The organism is Methylocystis sp., assembly GCF_051061225.1.
GTDB lineage: Bacteria > Pseudomonadota > Alphaproteobacteria > Rhizobiales > Beijerinckiaceae > Methylocystis.
The window spans coordinates 58,582-73,981 of the sequence record NZ_JBPFEB010000031.1 but is presented as its reverse complement, the minus strand read 5'-3'; the positions used below and the strand labels follow the sequence as shown (position 1 = coordinate 73,981).

The 15,400-nt window shown below is 67.2% G+C and carries 14 protein-coding genes; 10 read left to right on the top strand and 4 right to left on the bottom strand.

All coding sequences use genetic code 11. The features are described 5' to 3' along the window. The first annotated feature begins 242 nt into the window (after window positions 1-242). From ACR652_RS07225 to ACR652_RS07215, 3 genes are all read left to right on the top strand, one after another. Window positions 243-746 carry a hypothetical protein gene (locus tag ACR652_RS07225; RefSeq protein ID WP_434505843.1) on the top strand — a complete coding sequence of 168 codons (504 nt, stop codon included), beginning with the start codon at window positions 243-245 and terminating at the stop codon, window positions 744-746. 138 nt (window positions 747-884) lie between these two features. Continuing rightward, window positions 885-3,563 (top strand): pyruvate, phosphate dikinase, encoded by a 2,679-nt coding sequence (ppdK, locus tag ACR652_RS07220; RefSeq protein WP_434505842.1) that lies wholly within the window; start codon window positions 885-887, stop codon window positions 3,561-3,563. A 115-nt stretch (window positions 3,564-3,678) separates the two neighbouring features. Next, the gene (locus ACR652_RS07215; RefSeq protein WP_434505841.1) at window positions 3,679-4,044 is read left to right on the top strand and encodes a hypothetical protein; all 366 of its coding nucleotides are present in this window, start codon (window positions 3,679-3,681) and stop codon (window positions 4,042-4,044) included. 51 nt (window positions 4,045-4,095) lie between these two features. Here ACR652_RS07215 and ACR652_RS07210 read toward each other — a convergent pair whose 3' ends face one another. Then, window positions 4,096-4,770 (bottom strand): Crp/Fnr family transcriptional regulator, encoded by a 675-nt coding sequence (locus ACR652_RS07210; RefSeq protein ID WP_434505840.1) that lies wholly within the window; start codon window positions 4,768-4,770, stop codon window positions 4,096-4,098. A 100-nt stretch (window positions 4,771-4,870) separates the two neighbouring features. Here ACR652_RS07210 and ACR652_RS07205 point away from each other — a divergent pair, with 100 nt between their 5' ends. Both ACR652_RS07205 and ACR652_RS07200 read left to right on the top strand, forming a co-directional pair. Beyond that, window positions 4,871-5,287 (top strand): secondary thiamine-phosphate synthase enzyme YjbQ, encoded by a 417-nt coding sequence (locus tag ACR652_RS07205; protein WP_434505839.1) that lies wholly within the window; start codon window positions 4,871-4,873, stop codon window positions 5,285-5,287. 168 nt (window positions 5,288-5,455) lie between these two features. Continuing rightward, window positions 5,456-6,754, top strand: coding sequence for a cell wall hydrolase (locus tag ACR652_RS07200; RefSeq protein WP_434505838.1), 1,299 nt, complete (start codon window positions 5,456-5,458; stop codon window positions 6,752-6,754). Here the strand turns inward: ACR652_RS07200 and ACR652_RS07195 are convergent, their stop codons facing one another. Together ACR652_RS07195 and ACR652_RS07190 are read right to left on the bottom strand one after the other, a co-directional pair. Continuing rightward, window positions 6,755-7,447, bottom strand: a complete 693-nt coding sequence (locus ACR652_RS07195) for an aminotransferase class IV family protein (RefSeq protein ID WP_434505837.1) — start codon at window positions 7,445-7,447, stop codon at window positions 6,755-6,757. It lies immediately after the preceding gene. Further along, the gene (locus tag ACR652_RS07190; protein WP_434505836.1) at window positions 7,399-8,580 is read right to left on the bottom strand and encodes an aminodeoxychorismate synthase component I; all 1,182 of its coding nucleotides are present in this window, start codon (window positions 8,578-8,580) and stop codon (window positions 7,399-7,401) included. Before ACR652_RS07190 ends, ACR652_RS07195 begins: the two co-directional genes overlap by 49 nt. A gap of 167 nt (window positions 8,581-8,747) precedes the next feature. On the opposite strand from ACR652_RS07190, the gene ACR652_RS07185 reads away from it, so the two are divergent. Beyond that, the gene (locus ACR652_RS07185) at window positions 8,748-9,575 is read left to right on the top strand and encodes a TIGR00282 family metallophosphoesterase (protein ID WP_434505938.1); all 828 of its coding nucleotides are present in this window, start codon (window positions 8,748-8,750) and stop codon (window positions 9,573-9,575) included. Between the two features lie 105 nt (window positions 9,576-9,680). Next, window positions 9,681-10,577 (top strand): KPN_02809 family neutral zinc metallopeptidase, encoded by an 897-nt coding sequence (gene ypfJ / locus ACR652_RS07180; protein ID WP_434505835.1) that lies wholly within the window; start codon window positions 9,681-9,683, stop codon window positions 10,575-10,577. Window positions 10,578-10,630: 53 nt separating this feature from the next. On the opposite strand, the gene ACR652_RS07175 is transcribed toward ypfJ, so the two are convergent. After that, window positions 10,631-11,146 (bottom strand): transposase, encoded by a 516-nt coding sequence (locus ACR652_RS07175; protein ID WP_434505834.1) that lies wholly within the window; start codon window positions 11,144-11,146, stop codon window positions 10,631-10,633. A gap of 125 nt (window positions 11,147-11,271) precedes the next feature. On the opposite strand from ACR652_RS07175, the gene ACR652_RS07170 reads away from it, so the two are divergent. The 3 genes from ACR652_RS07170 (at window position 11,272) to ACR652_RS07160 (ending at window position 15,311) form a co-directional block, all read left to right on the top strand. Next, entirely contained in the window at window positions 11,272-12,810 is a 1,539-nt protein-coding gene (locus ACR652_RS07170) for an NAD(P)H-hydrate dehydratase (protein ID WP_434505833.1), read from the top strand. A gap of 218 nt (window positions 12,811-13,028) precedes the next feature. Continuing rightward, window positions 13,029-13,664, top strand: coding sequence for a carbonic anhydrase (locus ACR652_RS07165; RefSeq protein WP_434505832.1), 636 nt, complete (start codon window positions 13,029-13,031; stop codon window positions 13,662-13,664). Window positions 13,665-13,748: 84 nt separating this feature from the next. Next, on the top strand, window positions 13,749-15,311 hold the full coding sequence (locus ACR652_RS07160) for a SulP family inorganic anion transporter (protein WP_434505831.1): 1,563 nt from the start codon (window positions 13,749-13,751) through the stop codon (window positions 15,309-15,311). Window positions 15,312-15,400 lie beyond the last annotated feature (89 nt).

The window sequence follows — 15,400 nt, the reverse complement described above, 5'->3', positions numbered from 1 at the left end:
ATGCCGGGGGGCCGGCGGCTGCGCGCCAAGAAGCGCAATGGCCTTGTCCCTGTCAAGCCGAGCGGCCCCCCGCCACGCCCGCACGGACAGGGCCGTCATCGCCAACCACTTCGCTTTGCCTGAATTCCACGAAAATTTTACCAGCCACGCTTATGCCTGAATGCATACGAGCCGAGGCGGCGGGCGCGCCCCGCCGGGCGCGATATTATTGAACATTTTATTGACGCCAAAGGGACTTTGCCATGATCGACCGTCTCATCAGCGCCATTGCCACCCTTCTGCCGCTCATGCTCTTCCGGGCGATCAGCGGGCGTCTGACCGGCGGCCGCTCTGCGATGATCTACAAGCTGGCGGCGATCGCGGGGGTGAGAAACATCACCGAGGACACCGTGACGCTGCTCGGCATGGCGGCGTCGATCTATGCCGGCGCGTTCGGCTATTTTGTCCATCTGATGCTGGGGGACAAGGGCTTCGGCTACCGGACCAACGGCTTTCTCGGCTTCGTCGGCGGGGCGGGCGTCGTTGCGGCCCTGCTGGCCATATCGGGCAACCAGGCGCGCCTCAGCGCCGCCGGTCTCTGGTCCGGCACCATGCTCGGCTCGACCTTCCTGCTGCTCGCCGCCTGCTGGTGCAAGTCTCTCCTGATCTCCCGGGTGACGGATCACGCGCTTGGCGTGAGGACGCCGTCCCGCGCCGCTCCGCAGGGAGTGGGCCGCATGGAGGCCGTCCTCCAGCGGCGCAGATAGCCGCGCCCCGGTATCGCCCCCCTCAAAAAAGAACCCTCGCCGCCACAATTGTCGCGCCTATCTGCTATTGTGCGCCCGCGAACCCGAACCGGGTTCGGCCGGAGAGGGCTCATCCGGCGTGGCGGGAAGACAAATGCAATGACGAAGTGGGTCTATCGATTCAGCGCCGGCCGCTCCGAGGGATCGGCCGCCATGCGAGAGCTTCTTGGCGGCAAGGGCGCCAATCTCGCCGAAATGGCCGCGCTGGGCCTTCCCGTGCCTCCCGGCTTCACCATCACGACCGAGGTATGCGCCTGGTTCTACGCCAATGGCCACACCTTCCCGGCGGGCCTCGAAGCGCAGGTCGACGAGGCGATGGCCGAGATCGGCCGCGTCGCGGGCCACGCCTTCAACGACGCCAAATGGCCGCTGCTCGTCTCGGTGCGCTCCGGCGGCCGCGCCTCCATGCCGGGCATGATGGACACGGTGCTCAATCTGGGCCTCAACGACCGCACGGTCGAAGCGCTCGCGAGCTATTCCGGCGACGCCCGCTTCGCCTGGGACTGCTATCGCCGCTTCATTGAAATGTTCTCCTCCGTGGTGCTCGGCGTCGAGCATCATCTCTTCGAGGAGGCGCTTGAAGAGCTGAAGGAGTCGAAGGGCTACACGCTCGACACGCAGCTTTCCGCGGAGGACTGGCATGCGGCGACGACGCAGTTCAAGGCGATCGTCGAAGCCAACGCCGGCGTCAGCTTTCCGCAGGACCCGCGCGAGCAGCTCTGGGGCGCCATCCGGGCGGTGTTCTCGTCGTGGATGAATCATCGCGCCATCGTCTATCGCCATCTGCACAATATCCCCGAGAGCTGGGGGACGGCGGTCAATGTCCAGGCGATGGTCTTCGGCAACATGGACGCCAATTCCGCCACCGGCGTCGCCTTCACGCGCAACCCCTCGACGGGCGTGAAGGAGCTTTACGGCGAATATCTCATGAACGCGCAGGGCGAGGACGTGGTCGCCGGCCTGCGCACGCCGCAGCCCCTGACCGAAATCGCCAGCCGCGCCTCGCCGGGCGAGAAGATTTCGCTTGAAGCCGCCATGCCGAAGGCCTTCGCCGAATTCGTGCAGGTCGCCGACAAGCTCGAACGCCATTACTGCGACATGCAGGACATGGAGTTCACCATCGAGCGCGGGAAATTGTGGATGTTGCAGACGCGCGCCGGCAAGCGCACGGCGCGGGCGGCTCTGAAACTCGCGGTGGACATGGCGAATGAGGGGCTCATCACGCGCGAGGACGCGATTCTGCGCGTCGAGCCGACCTCGCTCGATCAATTGCTGCACCCCACCATCGACCCTTCGGCGCGTCGCGACATTCTCGTCACGGGCCTGCCGGCCTCGCCGGGCGCGGCCTTCGGTGAAATCGTCTTCAATCCCGAAGAGGCGGAGGCGCTCGCGGTCTCGGGCCGCAAGGTCATTCTCGTGCGCATGGAGACCAGTCCGGAGGACATTCACGGCATGCACGCCGCGGAAGGGATTCTGACGGCGCGCGGCGGCATGACCTCGCACGCCGCCGTCGTCGCGCGCGGCATGGGCAAGCCCTGCGTCACCGGCGCCGGCGCCATGCGCATCGATTACGACGAGCAGTGCTTCACGGTCGCGGGCCGGCGTTTCGTCAAGGGCGACCGGATCACCATCGACGGCTCCGCCGGGCATGTGATCGCCGGCGAAGTGAAGATGCAGCGGCCCGAACTCACCGGCGAATTCGCCGTGCTGATGGGCTGGGCCGACGACGTCCGCCGCCTGAAGATCCGCGCCAACGCCGAGACGCCCTCCGACGCCCGCGCCGCGCGCCGTTTCGGCGCCGAGGGCATCGGATTGGCGCGCACCGAGCACATGTTCTTCGAGGGCGAACGCATCGTCGCCGTGCGCGAGATGATCCTCGCCGACGACGCCGAGGGCCGCCGCGCCGCGCTCGCCAAGCTGCTGCCGATGCAGCGCGAGGACTTCAAGCATCTCTTCGAGATCATGGCGGACCTGCCGGTGACGATCCGCCTGCTCGACCCGCCGCTGCACGAATTCCTGCCGCATACGGAGTCCGAGCTCGCGGCGGTGGCGCGGGCCATGGGCGCCGATCCGGTGAAGCTGCGCCGCCGCGCGCTGCAACTCTCGGAATTCAATCCGATGCTGGGCTTCCGCGGCGTGCGCCTCGCGGTGGTCTTCCCCGAAATCCTGGACATGCAGGCGCGCGCGATTTTCGAGGCCGCGATCGAGGCGAGCCTGTCGACCGGCGCGCCCGCGAAAATCGAGATCATGGCGCCGCTGGTGTTCGCCCGCGCCGAGCTGGATTTCGTCAAGGCGCGCGTCGACGCCATGGCGACGCTCGTCGAGAATGAAACAGGCATCCGGCCCGGCTACCACATCGGCACGATGATCGAACTGCCCCGCGCGGCGCTGCGCGCGGACGAGATCGCGCCCTCGGCCGATTTCTTCTCCTTCGGCACCAACGATCTCACCCAGACCACGCTCGGCATTTCGCGCGACGATTCCGCCTCCTTCCTCGGCGTCTATGTCGAGAAGGGCGTTCTGCCGCAGGACCCCTTCGTGTCGATCGATCAGGAAGGCGTCGGCGAACTCGTCGCGCTGGGGTGCCAGCGCGCCCGCGCGGCGCGTCCCGACATAGCGCTCGGCGTCTGCGGCGAGCATGGCGGCGATCCGGCCTCCGTGGCCTTCTTCGAGAAGATCGGGATGGACTATGTGTCCTGTTCGCCGTTCCGCGTCCCGATCGCGCGGCTGTCCGCCGCGCAGGCTGCGCTCGGGCGAAAGGCGGAAGGGACGGCGTGAGCGCCCCCTTGTTTTTGAGGGGGCGGGCCGCGTTGACGCCGAAGGCTGCGCCAATTTATTGTATTTCAAGGATGTGCCCGGCAGCGTTGCGCCGGCGCCCCTGGTGAGGCGATCAATGGTCGAAGAGACTGAAAATTTTATTCTTCACGCCTTGAGGCAACTCGACAGAAAAATCGGCGAACTGGACAAGAAGGTTGACGGCATGGGCGCCAGCCTTCGCCCGGAGATCGCGGATGTCCGTTCCGAGGTGCGCTCCCTGCGCGCCGATGTGGCTTCTGATTTGATGACCGTCGAGAAGCGTCTCGGCGATCAGATCGCCGGCCTCCGCCGCTCGGTGATCGAGTATCACTCTTCCGCCATTGGACACGGCGTGCTTTTCAGCGAGCTGGAAGGCAAGGTCCGCGCGACGCAGCAACAGCACGACGAACGCATCCGTCGCATTGAACAGCACCTGAACCTGCCGCCGCAGGACAAGCACTGACGCGATTGCCGGAGCAGACGCGGCCGCCGCCGGTCCTTTCGAGGCCCTCCGTCACGAACTCTCCAGCTCCTCCCCGAGATGGTTCGCCTCGAAGCGGCGAACGATCAGCCGAACGAGATAGAGTCCGAATTTCGGATTCTGGAAATAGAGCTGTTCGAACTGCTCATAGGTGATGGCGAGGAGCCGCACGTCGGTGAGGCAGCGGGCGCTGGCGGTGCGTTTGCAGCTTTTGGTGAAGAGCGCCATCTCCCCGAAGATCGCCCCGGCTCCGAGAACGACGCCGCGCTCGACGATCTCCACCTTGCCGTCGATGACCAGATAGGCCTGATCGGCCTCGGCGCCCTTTTCGAAGACGAGATCGGTCTCGCGGAAATTCGCCGGGTGCATGAAGGGCTTCAGCCATTCGAAATTCAGGTCGTTCGCGCTGGCGTCCCGGACGCTTGAGATCAGCCGGCGCATTTCGCGCAGCCGCACGGCGTTCAGCGGCAGGTTGATGGCGTGTTTGGTGACGATCGGAAGGCTGCCGATGGCGAAACCATAGATGAGGCCCAGCACATTGCTGCTGATCGCCGCGGCGCGCAGCGGGATCATTCCCTTGAAATAGGCGGCGCCGACGACGGCGGCGGCCTCGCCCCAGGCGACCGCGGCAATGGCGACGGCGATCGTCGACTTTCCGCTGTCGGAGGAGGCCCACTGCGTCACAGCGTCGATCAGGCTTGCTGTCATTCTGATTCTCGTTTCGGTCGGTGGCGGAGCTTTGCAGCCCCTGCGGCTTTTTTATAGGCCCGGCTGGACAGCGCCGTGCGTTTGCGCACATCTGCACGTCATGCGGCAGGCGACGCGACTCATCAGACTGGAGACCGGCGGACGCGGGTTCCATGACTTTACCGCGGCGCTGGCGGATTTCGTCCGCGGCGCGCGGATCGGCGAGGGCTTGCTGACGGTTTTTTGCCGGCACACATCGGCGTCGCTGCTGGTCCAGGAGAACGCCGATCCGAGCGTGCTGACCGATCTGGAGGCCGTCTTCGCGCGCCTCGCGCCCGAGGGGGCGCGTTACGCCCATGACGCGGAGGGACCGGACGACATGCCGGCGCATATCCGCGCCGCGCTGACCCAGACGCAGCTTTCCATCCCCGTCATCGGCGGCGCGCTGGCGCTGGGAACCTGGCAAGGCGTCTACCTCTTCGAGCATCGCCGCCGCCCGCACCGGCGTGAAATCGCCCTGCATCTCATCGGGGAGTAGGGGGCCAGGCACAACCTTGGGCGCCTCATTCTGGGACGCGTAGCCTGGGCTGCGCTGCAACGGTTCTGCAAGGCTAACGACCCGATAATCACGATCACGAAAAGTCATGGCGTGTGGGAAAGCGGTCACGCCCCCCAGCGCGCCGCTGCGTCGGATCCGGGCAAGCTTATGCGTCGTCACTCCAAAGGGCGTCGGGTTACAGATGTTGGCGCCCCCTGGGCGTTCGGCGTGATGGCGCCCTGGGCGCTCGGCGTCGGCATGCTCGTGTCCTTTACCGCAAGCGCCGGGCAGGACGCTGTCGGCGATTGGAACGTCGCGCCGCTCACCGCCCGCGCCCGCGCCCTCGCGGAGCCGACGGCCTTTCAGCTCGCCACTTTCGGCGAGGCCGCCACCGGCGAGCTCGGCCTGTCCGGCCAGAGCCGCGCCTTCGTGCAGAGCGCCCGCCTCATGGTCGGGGCGCCCGAAGATCTGCGCTCCATCCCCGACGAGAACGAGCCGCACGTCGATCTCAAGCCGGACGCGAAATATTTTCCCGAGGTCGATCGCACCCACAAGGGCGACCCGGTCATCGCCATGCGGCCAGGCTTCGAGACGCAGATCATCAATCCCGCTTCGCTCGGCCTCGCCGAGCCGGCGCGCCTCACCTTCCGCATCGAGAACAAGCATGCGGCCCGCACCAGCATCGCTCTGGCGCCGCGCGGCTCGATGCCGGGAGACGACGCCATCTATGAGGCGGAAGCCGCGCGCGCCGAGGCGTTGACCACGACCCAGACGCAGAAGTCCACCGCCGCCGCCTCGCCATCGTCGCAGATCGGCCCGACGGCGACGCCGCCGGTCAGCGAGCCGGCGCGGGACAGCAAGTCGAAGGATCTCGCCGAGCGCGCGCTGCATGGCGCGACCCCCGCCGTCACCCGCGCCGTGGCGCTGAGCTCATCCACGCCGGCGCAGCCGGACGCCCTGCCGATCGAAGTCTCCTCCCTCCCGCAGGCGCGGCTGGCGCTGGGCGCGGCCGGGCAGGACGCACGCCCGGCTTATGCGTCGCTGGTCAGTCGCGACAACATGGATCGCGAGCGCCGCTGCCTCGCCGAGGCGGTCTATTTCGAATCGCGCAGCGAGCCCGAAGCCGGGCAGGCCGCGGTGGCGCAGGTGGTGCTCAACCGCGTGCAGAGTGGCCTGTATCCGTCCTCGATCTGCGGCGTTGTGTATCAGAACCGGCATCACTACAAGGCGTGCCAGTTCTCCTTCGCCTGCGAGGGCAAGTCGCTGCGGATCACCGAACAGGAGTCATGGTCCACGGCGGTGCGCATCGCCAATGAGGTGATGGACGGCCACACATACATCACCGACGTCGGCCGCTCGACGCATTATCACGCGACCTACGTCAAGCCGCGCTGGGCGCGCGCGCTCACCCGCATGGACATGATCGGCCGCCATGTCTTCTACCGCTTGAAGCCGGGGCAGACTTGATCACGCCATCAGCCGGGCGCGAACGAGGCCGCGCACGGAATTTCCGAGGAAAAACGCGTCGGGCAGGTCCGGTAGACGCAGGATCGACTCTGTCGCGCGGCCCTGCGCGATCAGACTCGCGCGCAGGGTTCCAGGCAACAAGCCGCAGGCGAGCGGCGGGGTCAGCAGCGTTTCGCCCCGCGGGACGAACAGATTGCAGCGCGCGCTCTCGCAGAGTTCGTCTCGCTCGTTGAGGAAGAGAACCTCATCCGCGCCTGTCTCCGCCATGGCGCGGGCAAGTTCGTCCTCATAGAGCGCGCGCCGCGTCGTCTTGTGGCGCAGCAGCGGGCTGGCGGAGGAGAAGCGGGCGCGCGCGACCACGATGCGCCACACGGTTTCGGGCGGAACCGGGTCGATGGGCGTGGCGGTGGTTTCCAATGCTCCGCTGCGCGCAAGCACGAGCCGCACCCGGAGGCGCGGGCTGGCCTCCCTCTCCCGCGCCGCGGGGGAGGGGTGGGGAGCGTTCGGGACCATGGAAGCAAGGGCCGCCCTCACTTTGGTCTCGTCGCAAGGAAACCCCAACGCCGCGCTCGAAGTGGCGAGGCGGGCGAGGTGCTCCTCCAGCAGATGAAAGCCGCCCTCGGGCGTCCACAGCAGGGTTTCGATCAGCCCGAAGTCGTCGCGCCGGTCAGGAATCGGGCCTTGATCAGACATTCCTCATACTCTTCGCGAGCGCGCGAATCGGCGACGACGGCCGAGCCGACATTGCAGACAAGCTTGTGATCGGGAAAAAGCGTCAGCGTTCGAATGGCGACGTTGAAGGAAATGTCGCCGTCGGGCGCGATCAAGCCGAGCGAGCCGCAATAGACCCCCCGGGCCGCGCATTCGAGGTCGCGGATGATCTCCATCGCCCGGATCTTGGGCGCCCCCGTCACCGAGCCGCAGGGGAAGAGGCCCGTGAAGAGATCCGCGAGCCTCACATCCGCGCGCAGCCGCGCCTCGATGCCGGACGTCATCTGATGCAGGGTCGGATAGGTCTGGACCGTGAAGAGATCCGTCACCTTCACCGAGCCGACCTCCGCCAGCCGCGACAGGTCATTGCGCAGCAGGTCGACGATCATCAGGTTTTCGGCGCGCGATTTCTCGTCTTCGACGAGATATTGCGCCCGCGCCATGTCCTCGGTCGGCAGGGCGCCGCGCTGCGCCGTGCCCTTCATGGGCCGGGCGCGGATGGCGCGGCCGTGGGCCTCGAAAAACACCTCCGGGGATAGCGAGACGACCGTCTCCTCGCCCAGCGCCACGACGCCGCCATAGGCGACCGGCTGGCGCTTGCGCAGGCCGCGATAGAGCGCCAGCGGGTCCCCCTCATGGCGCCCGTAAAGGGGGAAGGTCAGATTGATCTGGTAGACGTCGCCGGCAAAAATATAGTCCCGGCAGGTCTGGAAACGCTGGGCGTAGTCGGCCTCCGTCCAGGCCGGCGTCAACGCGATTCGGGGCGCGGGCGCCTCGGCCGGGGGCAGGGTCCAGGCGCGGGGCGCCCGGAAGGCGCCGAAGAGCAGCAGCGGCGTCGGCGAGCGCGGCGTCTGCTGTGCCCAGAATTTCGGCTCCAGCGCATAGCCCAGCTCATAGCTCGCGTAGCCCGCCAGCCAGAGCCCCTGCTTCGACGCCGCCTCCATGCGGGCGAAAGCGTCCTTCACCTCGGCCGGCTCTCGGGCGACGATGATCTCCTCGGGAGCCTCGAAAAGCTGAAGGCGCCCGGCCGCCCGCCCGTCCTCGAACAGGACATAGGGCCGCGCCGGCGCGTTGCTGAGCGTCGGGGCGATGGGACTGGCGGCGGCGTCTGGCATCTGGTCGGGGGCTCGTTTCACGAGGATGTTACAACAGTCGCCCTCACCTATGAAAGGCGGGCCGTTTACGCAATCTCGATTTCCGGTCCATGGCGCCACAGATTTTGATCTTGGGGGCGTCCGGGCTATGGAAGACCATGTCAACCGCCAAGCCATCCGCGCAACCCCTGCGCCTTCTGTTCATCGGCGACGTGCTGGGGCGCTCCGGCCGCGCGGCGGTTGCCCGTCACGTCCCGCGCCTGCGCGAAAAATGGGCGCTCGATTTCATCGTCTGCAATGGCGAGAACGCAGCGGGGGGCTTCGGCATCACCGAGGCCATCTGCGAGGAAATGATTCAGGCCGGGGTGGACTGCGTCACGCTCGGCAATCACGCCTTCGACCAGCGCGAGACGCTGGTGTTCATCGAGCGCCAGCCGCGCCTGCTGCGCCCGATCAACTACCCGCCGGGGACGCCGGGGCGCGGCGCGAATCTCTTCACCGCCGCGCGCGGCCAGCAGGTGCTCGTGGTCAATCCGATGGGCCGCGTCTTCATGGACGCGATCGACGATCCCTTCGCCGCGATCGAGCGGGAGCTCGGCGCCTGTCCGCTGGGCGTCGGCTGCGACGCCATTGTCGTGGACATGCACGCCGAGACCTCCAGCGAGAAGATGGCCATGGGCCATTTCGTCGACGGCCGGGCCTCGCTGGTCGTCGGCACGCATACGCATGTTCCGACCGCGGATGCGCAAATCCTGCCGGGCGGCACTGCCTATCTGACCGACGCCGGCATGACCGGCGACTATGACAGCGTGATCGGCATGGACAAGGAGGAGCCGCTGCGCCGCTTCATCCGCAAGACGCCCGGCGCCCGCTACGAGCCGGCCAATGGCGAGGCGACGCTCTGCGGCGTGGCGGTCGAAATCCGCGCCGACGGCCTTGCGGGAATGGTCTGTCCGGTGCGAATCGGCGGACGGCTGCGACAGGAATGGCCGCGCGAGTGGGAGCCCGCCGCCTGAACTCGACCCGTGAATCCGCGTTTCCGACGCCGCCCGGCCGCTATGCTTTGCGGCGTGGGTCGATTAAATAGCCAAGATGGACAGTCGGGCGCCGGAGCCGTTGAGATGAAGTGGGAAGAACTGCAGACCTCCGACAATATCGAGGATCGCCGTGGCGAGCCCGGCGGCGGGATGTTCGGCGGCCCGAGCGGGGGCGGCGGGGGCGGCATAGGGCTTGGCACGATCGTCGTTCTGGGCATCATCGGCTGGGCGCTTGGCATCAATCCCTCGCTGCTGATCGGCGGCGCCGACATGCTGAGCCGCATGGGCGGCGGCCGTCAGGTCGAGCAGGAGGAGCGGCCGCGCGACACCACCCGCCCCACCGACCAGATGGGACAGTTCGTCTCCAAGGTGCTCGGCTCCAACGAGCAGGTCTGGTCACAGGTCTTGCCGGAGCAAAAGGGCGTCGCTTTCCGCGCGCCGCGTCTCGTCCTGTTCGACGGCGTCACCAATTCGCGCTGCGGCGCGGCGCAGTCGGCCATGGGGCCCTTCTACTGTCCCGTCGACCAGAAGATTTATCTCGACACCTCCTTCTTCCGCGACATGAAGCAGCGTTTCGGCGGCGGCGGGGATTTCGCCTACGCCTATGTCATCTCGCATGAAATGGGGCATCACATCGAGAACCTGCTGGGCGTTCTGCCCAAGGTGCAGCGCGCCCAGGCGCGCGCCGGCAGCCGCGCCGAGGCCAACGCCCTGTCCGTGCGCGTCGAGCTGATGGCCGACTGCCTCGCCGGCGTCTGGGCCAACAATGGCAACGCCAGGTCGCGCTTCCTCGAGGAGGGCGACATCGAGCGGGCGGTGGCCTCGGCCCAGGCCATCGGCGACGACCGCCTCCAGCGGGCGCAGGGCGGCCGCGTCGTTCCGGACAGCTTCACCCACGGCTCTTCGGCCCAGCGCACCGAGTGGCTGCTGCGTGGCCTCAAGAGCGGCCGGATCGACGATTGCAATACGTTCAATCGGTGATCACTGGGGGCGGCTGACCCTCCTCCCGCCAGGCTGGGAGGGGGCCGCCGGCCCTAGAAGGTCCGCCGGGCGCGGCAGGTCAGCTCCGCGCAGCGCAGGCGTTTTGAGAGGCGCGCGAGATCCGCGCCGCCGCCCGCGCGGACGGCGGCCCTGGGCGCGATCACGCCAACCGCTTCAGAGAAATTGGGCGCCATTCGCGTGAGCAGCGAATGCGGCGCAAGGCGCAGCACCATCGCGCGGTCCTGCGCGCCATAGGCGAAGGCGTCGTTGATCTCGTCGACAAAGCCGCGCTCGACCGCCGCGCCGGCCGCGAGCAGGAAGACATGGTCGCGGCGCGCGATGGCGAGCGCCTGCGCGAGCCCCTCGGCGGCGGCCGCGCTCTCCACGAGGGCGCAGCCCGCCTCGTCGGCGATCCGGTCGAGGCCGGCGCCCGGCGCTCCGGCGAGCACGGCGTCGGCGACGAGACCTTGCACGCAGGAGTCGACGAGAGAGGCGAGGCTGCGCGCGACGGCGTCGCGACGCAGCGGCGCGGCGGGCGAGGAATAGGCGAGAAGGATGGCCGTCAGCATTTGACCGACACATAGCCCAAACGCGCGTGCGGCGGAATGTGGCGCCAAATAATTGAGCGTCGGCGTCAGGGAGCAGGCGCCGCGGCATTGCGCGGCGCGCCGGCATCGGTCACCATCCCCGGATCATGCCGATGAGTCCCTATCCGCTCGAACTTCTGACAACAGAACAGATGGCCCGCGCCGATCGCATGACGATCGAGAGCGGCGTGCCCAGCATGGATCTGATGGAAAGCGCGGCGGTCGCAATCGCCCGCGTCGCCAGTCGCATCCTTCAGCGCACGAGCGGGCGGCGCGTGCTGGTGCTCTGCGGACCCGGCAATAACGGCGGGGACGGCTATGTCGCGGCGCGCCTGCTGCGCGCCCAGCGCTACAAGGTGCGCGTCGCCTCCCTCGTGCCGCCGGATCAGTTGCGCGGCGACGCCGCGCGCGCGGCGGCGAGCTGGACGGGCACGCTTCTCCCCGCCGGCGACTGCGACTTTCATGGCGTCGATCTCGTCATCGACGCGCTGTTCGGCACCGGCCTGGCGCGCGACCTCGACCCCGCCGCCCAGGCGCTGGTCAACCGGCTCAATCAGTGGCGCCGGGAAACCAAGCAGAACGTCATCAGCGTCGACATTCCCAGCGGGGTCGACGGCACCACCGGCGCGATTCGCGGGGCGGCGGTGGAGGCCGACGAGACCGTCACCTTCTTCCGGGTGAAGACGGGGCACCTGCTCCTGCCGGGGCGTACGCGTTGCGGACAGCTGACCTGCGCCCATATCGGCATTCGCTCGACGACGCTCGAATCGATGGGGGTGAAGACCTTCGTCAACACGCCGGAGCTGTGGCAGGCGCAATTGCCGAGGCCGAAGGTCGAGGGCCACAAATATACGCGCGGCCATGCGCTGGTGGTTTCCGGGGGCGCCTCCTTCACGGGGGCGGCCCGCCTCTCGGCGGCGGCGGCGCTGCGCGCGGGCGCCGGTCTCGTGACGCTGGCGAGCCCCACCGACGCGCTGCCTGTCAACGCCAGCGCGCTCACCTCGGTGATGGTGCGGCCCGCCGACGGACCCGGAGGGCTCGCCAATGTTCTGGCCGACGAGCGCAAGAACGCCATCGCCATCGGCCCCGGTCTCGGCGTGAGCGAGGCGAGTTGCCAGCAGGTCGAGGCGGCGCTGAAGCCGCAGGCCTATCGCCGCGCCGCCGTGCTCGACGCCGACGCGCTGACGAGTTTCGAAAACGATCCGTTCCGCCTGTGGCGCGCGACCCGCGGCGCGCCCGGCCCGGTGGTCATGACCCCCCACGCCGGCGAGTTCGCGCGTCTCTTCGCCGAATGCGACGGCAATCACGCCAACCGCTCCAAGCTCGACAAGGCGCGCGACGCGGCGCGGGTGAGCGGCGCCGTGCTGCTCTACAAGGGGCCGGACACTGTCGTCGCCGCGCCGGACGGGCGCGCGTCGATCCAGTCCGGGGCGAGTCCCTGGCTCGCGACGGCGGGGTCGGGCGACGTGCTGACAGGGATTGTCGCCGGCCTTCTCGCGCAGCGGATGGACGGATTCCTCGCGGCGTCCTGCGCCGTCTGGATGCATGCGCGCGCCGCGGAGCTCTTTGGCCCCGGCCTGATCGCCGACGACATCATCGCCACACTCCCGCAGGTCTGGCGTGAACTCTGCGGCGCCGGCGCGTGAAGAACGGCAGTATTCCCGGCGCACTCGACGCCACGTCACAAAACAGTCGCGTCGCTGGCGTCAAAAAAGAAAGTCCCTGTGGCTCCATCGCTTTCGCATTGTACGCCTTGTGCAGGCTGTCACGCATGACTAGACTAAGCTCTATGTTTCGCCTCGGGCGGGACAGCGAAAGGGAAAACCTTCCGGACACGAGAACGCAACCAGCCAGCGGGCGTCGAATGCGGTCACACGAGAAGCTTCTGCTCGAAAACAAAGCCTGGGCCGAAGAGAAGAAGCAGCGGGAGCCGGATTATTTCGAGCGCCTCGCGCATGGCCAGCAGCCCGAATTCCTGTGGATCGGCTGCGCCGACAGCCGCGTGCCGGCGGATGTGATCGTGAACGCCGAGCCGGGCCTCATCTTCGCGCATCGCAACATCGCCAATCAGGTCATCGCCACCGACTTCAACTGTCTCAGCGTCGTGCAATATGCGGTCGAAGTTCTGAAGGTGAGGCACATCATCGTCTGCGGCCATTACAGTTGCGGCGGCGTGAGGGCCGCGCTGTCGCATCAGCAGTCGGATGTCACGCTGGTCAACAAATGGCTGACGCATGTGAAGGACGTCTACCGCCTGCACCGCGAGGAGCTCGATGCGATCAACGACATCGACGACAAGGCCAATCGCCTTGTCGAACTCAATGTGATCGAGCAGGTCAACAATCTCGCCTACACGTCCATGGTGCAGAGCGCCTGGCGCGAGGAGCAGCGTCCGCTGGTGCATGGCTGGGTCTATGCGCTCGACGACGGGCTTCTCAAGCAGCTCATCACGCTGGGGCCGGAGAGCAAGATCGATCCGATCTACCGTTGGGACGTCTAGAATCTTTCTGGCGCTCTTCGCCGCCGGCCTGCCTTCGGCGGGCAGCGCGCCAGGCCGAAGCTCAGTCAACAGGAGACGCCTGACGTGCTGCGCAAGCATCTCGATTATTACACGCGCTACCTCGACCATGACATTCCCGCGGGCGTCGTGGTCTTTCTGGTGGCCCTGCCGCTGTGCCTCGGCATCGCCGTCGCCTCGGGCGCCCCGCCGTTTTCCGGCGTCATCGCCGGCATTGTCGGCGGCCTTGTCGTTTCCGTGGTCAGCGGCTCGCAGCTCAGCGTTTCCGGCCCGGCGGCGGGTCTGACCGTGATCGTCGCGGCGTCGGCCGAGAAGCACGGTTTCGGGGGCATGCTGCTCGCCGTCGCGCTCTCCGGCCTCATTCAGCTCGGCATGGGCTACGCCCGCGCGGGCGTGATCGGCGCCTATTTCCCCTCCGCCGTCATCAAGGGGATGCTGGCCGCGATCGGCCTGATCCTGATCATGAAGCAGCTTCCGCATGCGGTGGGCTATGACGCGGACGCCGAGAGCGATCTGTCCTTTCTGGAAGACGACAACAATGCGACCTTTTCCTTCGTCTGGTCGTCGCTGAATTCGATCTCGCCCGGCGCGATGATCGTCGCGGCCGTCTCTCTCGCGATCCTGCTGTTGTGGGATACGTCGCGGATCAGGGAGCACAGACTCCTGTCGCTCGTGCCGGGACCGCTCGTCGCGGTGATTTTCGGCGTTCTGTTCAATCTGGCCGCGCAGGCCGTCGCGCCCTTCTTCGCGATCGCGCCGCAACACCTGGTCACGCTTCCGCAGATCTCCGGACCGCTCCAGTTCGCGGGCGAAATCCGCTTCCCGGATTTCAGGTTGCTGACGGATTACCATATCTTTGTGACGGCGGCGACGCTCGCGCTCGTCGGCAGTCTGGAGACGTTGTTGAGCCTCGAGGCGGTGGACAAGCTCGATCCGCTCAAGCGCACCGCGCCCACGGATCTGGAGCTCAAGGCGCAGGGCGTCGGCAATTTCATCAGCGGCATGATCGGCGGCCTGCCCATCACGGCGGTGATCGTGCGCAGCTCGGCCAATATCAACGCCGGGGCGCACACCAAGGTCGCCTGCATCGTGCACGGCCTGCTGCTGCTGCTCAGCGTCATGTTCCTGTCCGTGGTCCTCAACATGATCCCGCTCGCCTGCCTCGCGGCGGTGCTTCTGCTCACCGGCTACAAGCTCGCGAAGCCGAAGCTCGTGATCGAGCAGTTTGAAAAAGGGTTCGAGCAGTTCGCGCCCTTCGCGGTCACCGTCGCCGCCATTCTTCTGACCGACCTTCTCAAGGGCATGGCGATTGGCATGGCGGTGGGCCTGTTCTTCGTGCTGCGCGCCAATTACCACTCGGCCTTCACGCTCACCCGCGACGGCAAGAATTGCCTCCTGCGGCTGCAAAAGGATGTGTCCTTCCTCAACAAGGCGCCCTTGCGCAATATTCTCCAGGAGATCGAGGAGGACAGTTTCGTGGTCATCGACGGCACGCGCGCGAACTTCATCGACCACGACATCATGGAAACGCTCGAAGATTTCATGAAAGCCGCGAGCGACAACAATATCCGGGTCGAGCTGAAGAATGTCCGCGGCCTGCAGGGCGCCCCCGCCATGGAGCCGGCTTGACGGCGAGCGCCGCGTCGCGCTGCCGGCCCCTGAGGTGGGGCTGACTTGCGCGACGCGCATGACAAGGCGCCCATGAGCGCGCTATGAAG

What these genes read in the sequence shown, in the direction of transcription:
- ACR652_RS07215 (WP_434505841.1), top strand. Translation starts at nt 3,679, where the DNA reads ATGGTCGAAGAGACTGAAAATTTTATTCTTCACGCCTTGAGGCAACTC.
- ACR652_RS07165 (WP_434505832.1), top strand. Translation starts at nt 13,029, where the DNA reads ATGCGGTCACACGAGAAGCTTCTGCTCGAAAACAAAGCCTGGGCCGAA.
- ACR652_RS07225 (WP_434505843.1), top strand. Translation starts at nt 243, where the DNA reads ATGATCGACCGTCTCATCAGCGCCATTGCCACCCTTCTGCCGCTCATG.
- ppdK (WP_434505842.1), top strand. Translation starts at nt 885, where the DNA reads ATGACGAAGTGGGTCTATCGATTCAGCGCCGGCCGCTCCGAGGGATCG.
- ACR652_RS07205 (WP_434505839.1), top strand. Translation starts at nt 4,871, where the DNA reads ATGCGGCAGGCGACGCGACTCATCAGACTGGAGACCGGCGGACGCGGG.
- ACR652_RS07195 (WP_434505837.1), bottom strand. Translation starts at nt 7,447, where the DNA reads ATGTCTGATCAAGGCCCGATTCCTGACCGGCGCGACGACTTCGGGCTG.
- ACR652_RS07190 (WP_434505836.1), bottom strand. Translation starts at nt 8,580, where the DNA reads ATGCCAGACGCCGCCGCCAGTCCCATCGCCCCGACGCTCAGCAACGCG.
- ypfJ (WP_434505835.1), top strand. Translation starts at nt 9,681, where the DNA reads ATGAAGTGGGAAGAACTGCAGACCTCCGACAATATCGAGGATCGCCGT.
- ACR652_RS07170 (WP_434505833.1), top strand. Translation starts at nt 11,272, where the DNA reads ATGCCGATGAGTCCCTATCCGCTCGAACTTCTGACAACAGAACAGATG.
- ACR652_RS07175 (WP_434505834.1), bottom strand. Translation starts at nt 11,146, where the DNA reads ATGCTGACGGCCATCCTTCTCGCCTATTCCTCGCCCGCCGCGCCGCTG.
- ACR652_RS07210 (WP_434505840.1), bottom strand. Translation starts at nt 4,770, where the DNA reads ATGACAGCAAGCCTGATCGACGCTGTGACGCAGTGGGCCTCCTCCGAC.
- ACR652_RS07200 (WP_434505838.1), top strand. Translation starts at nt 5,456, where the DNA reads ATGCGTCGTCACTCCAAAGGGCGTCGGGTTACAGATGTTGGCGCCCCC.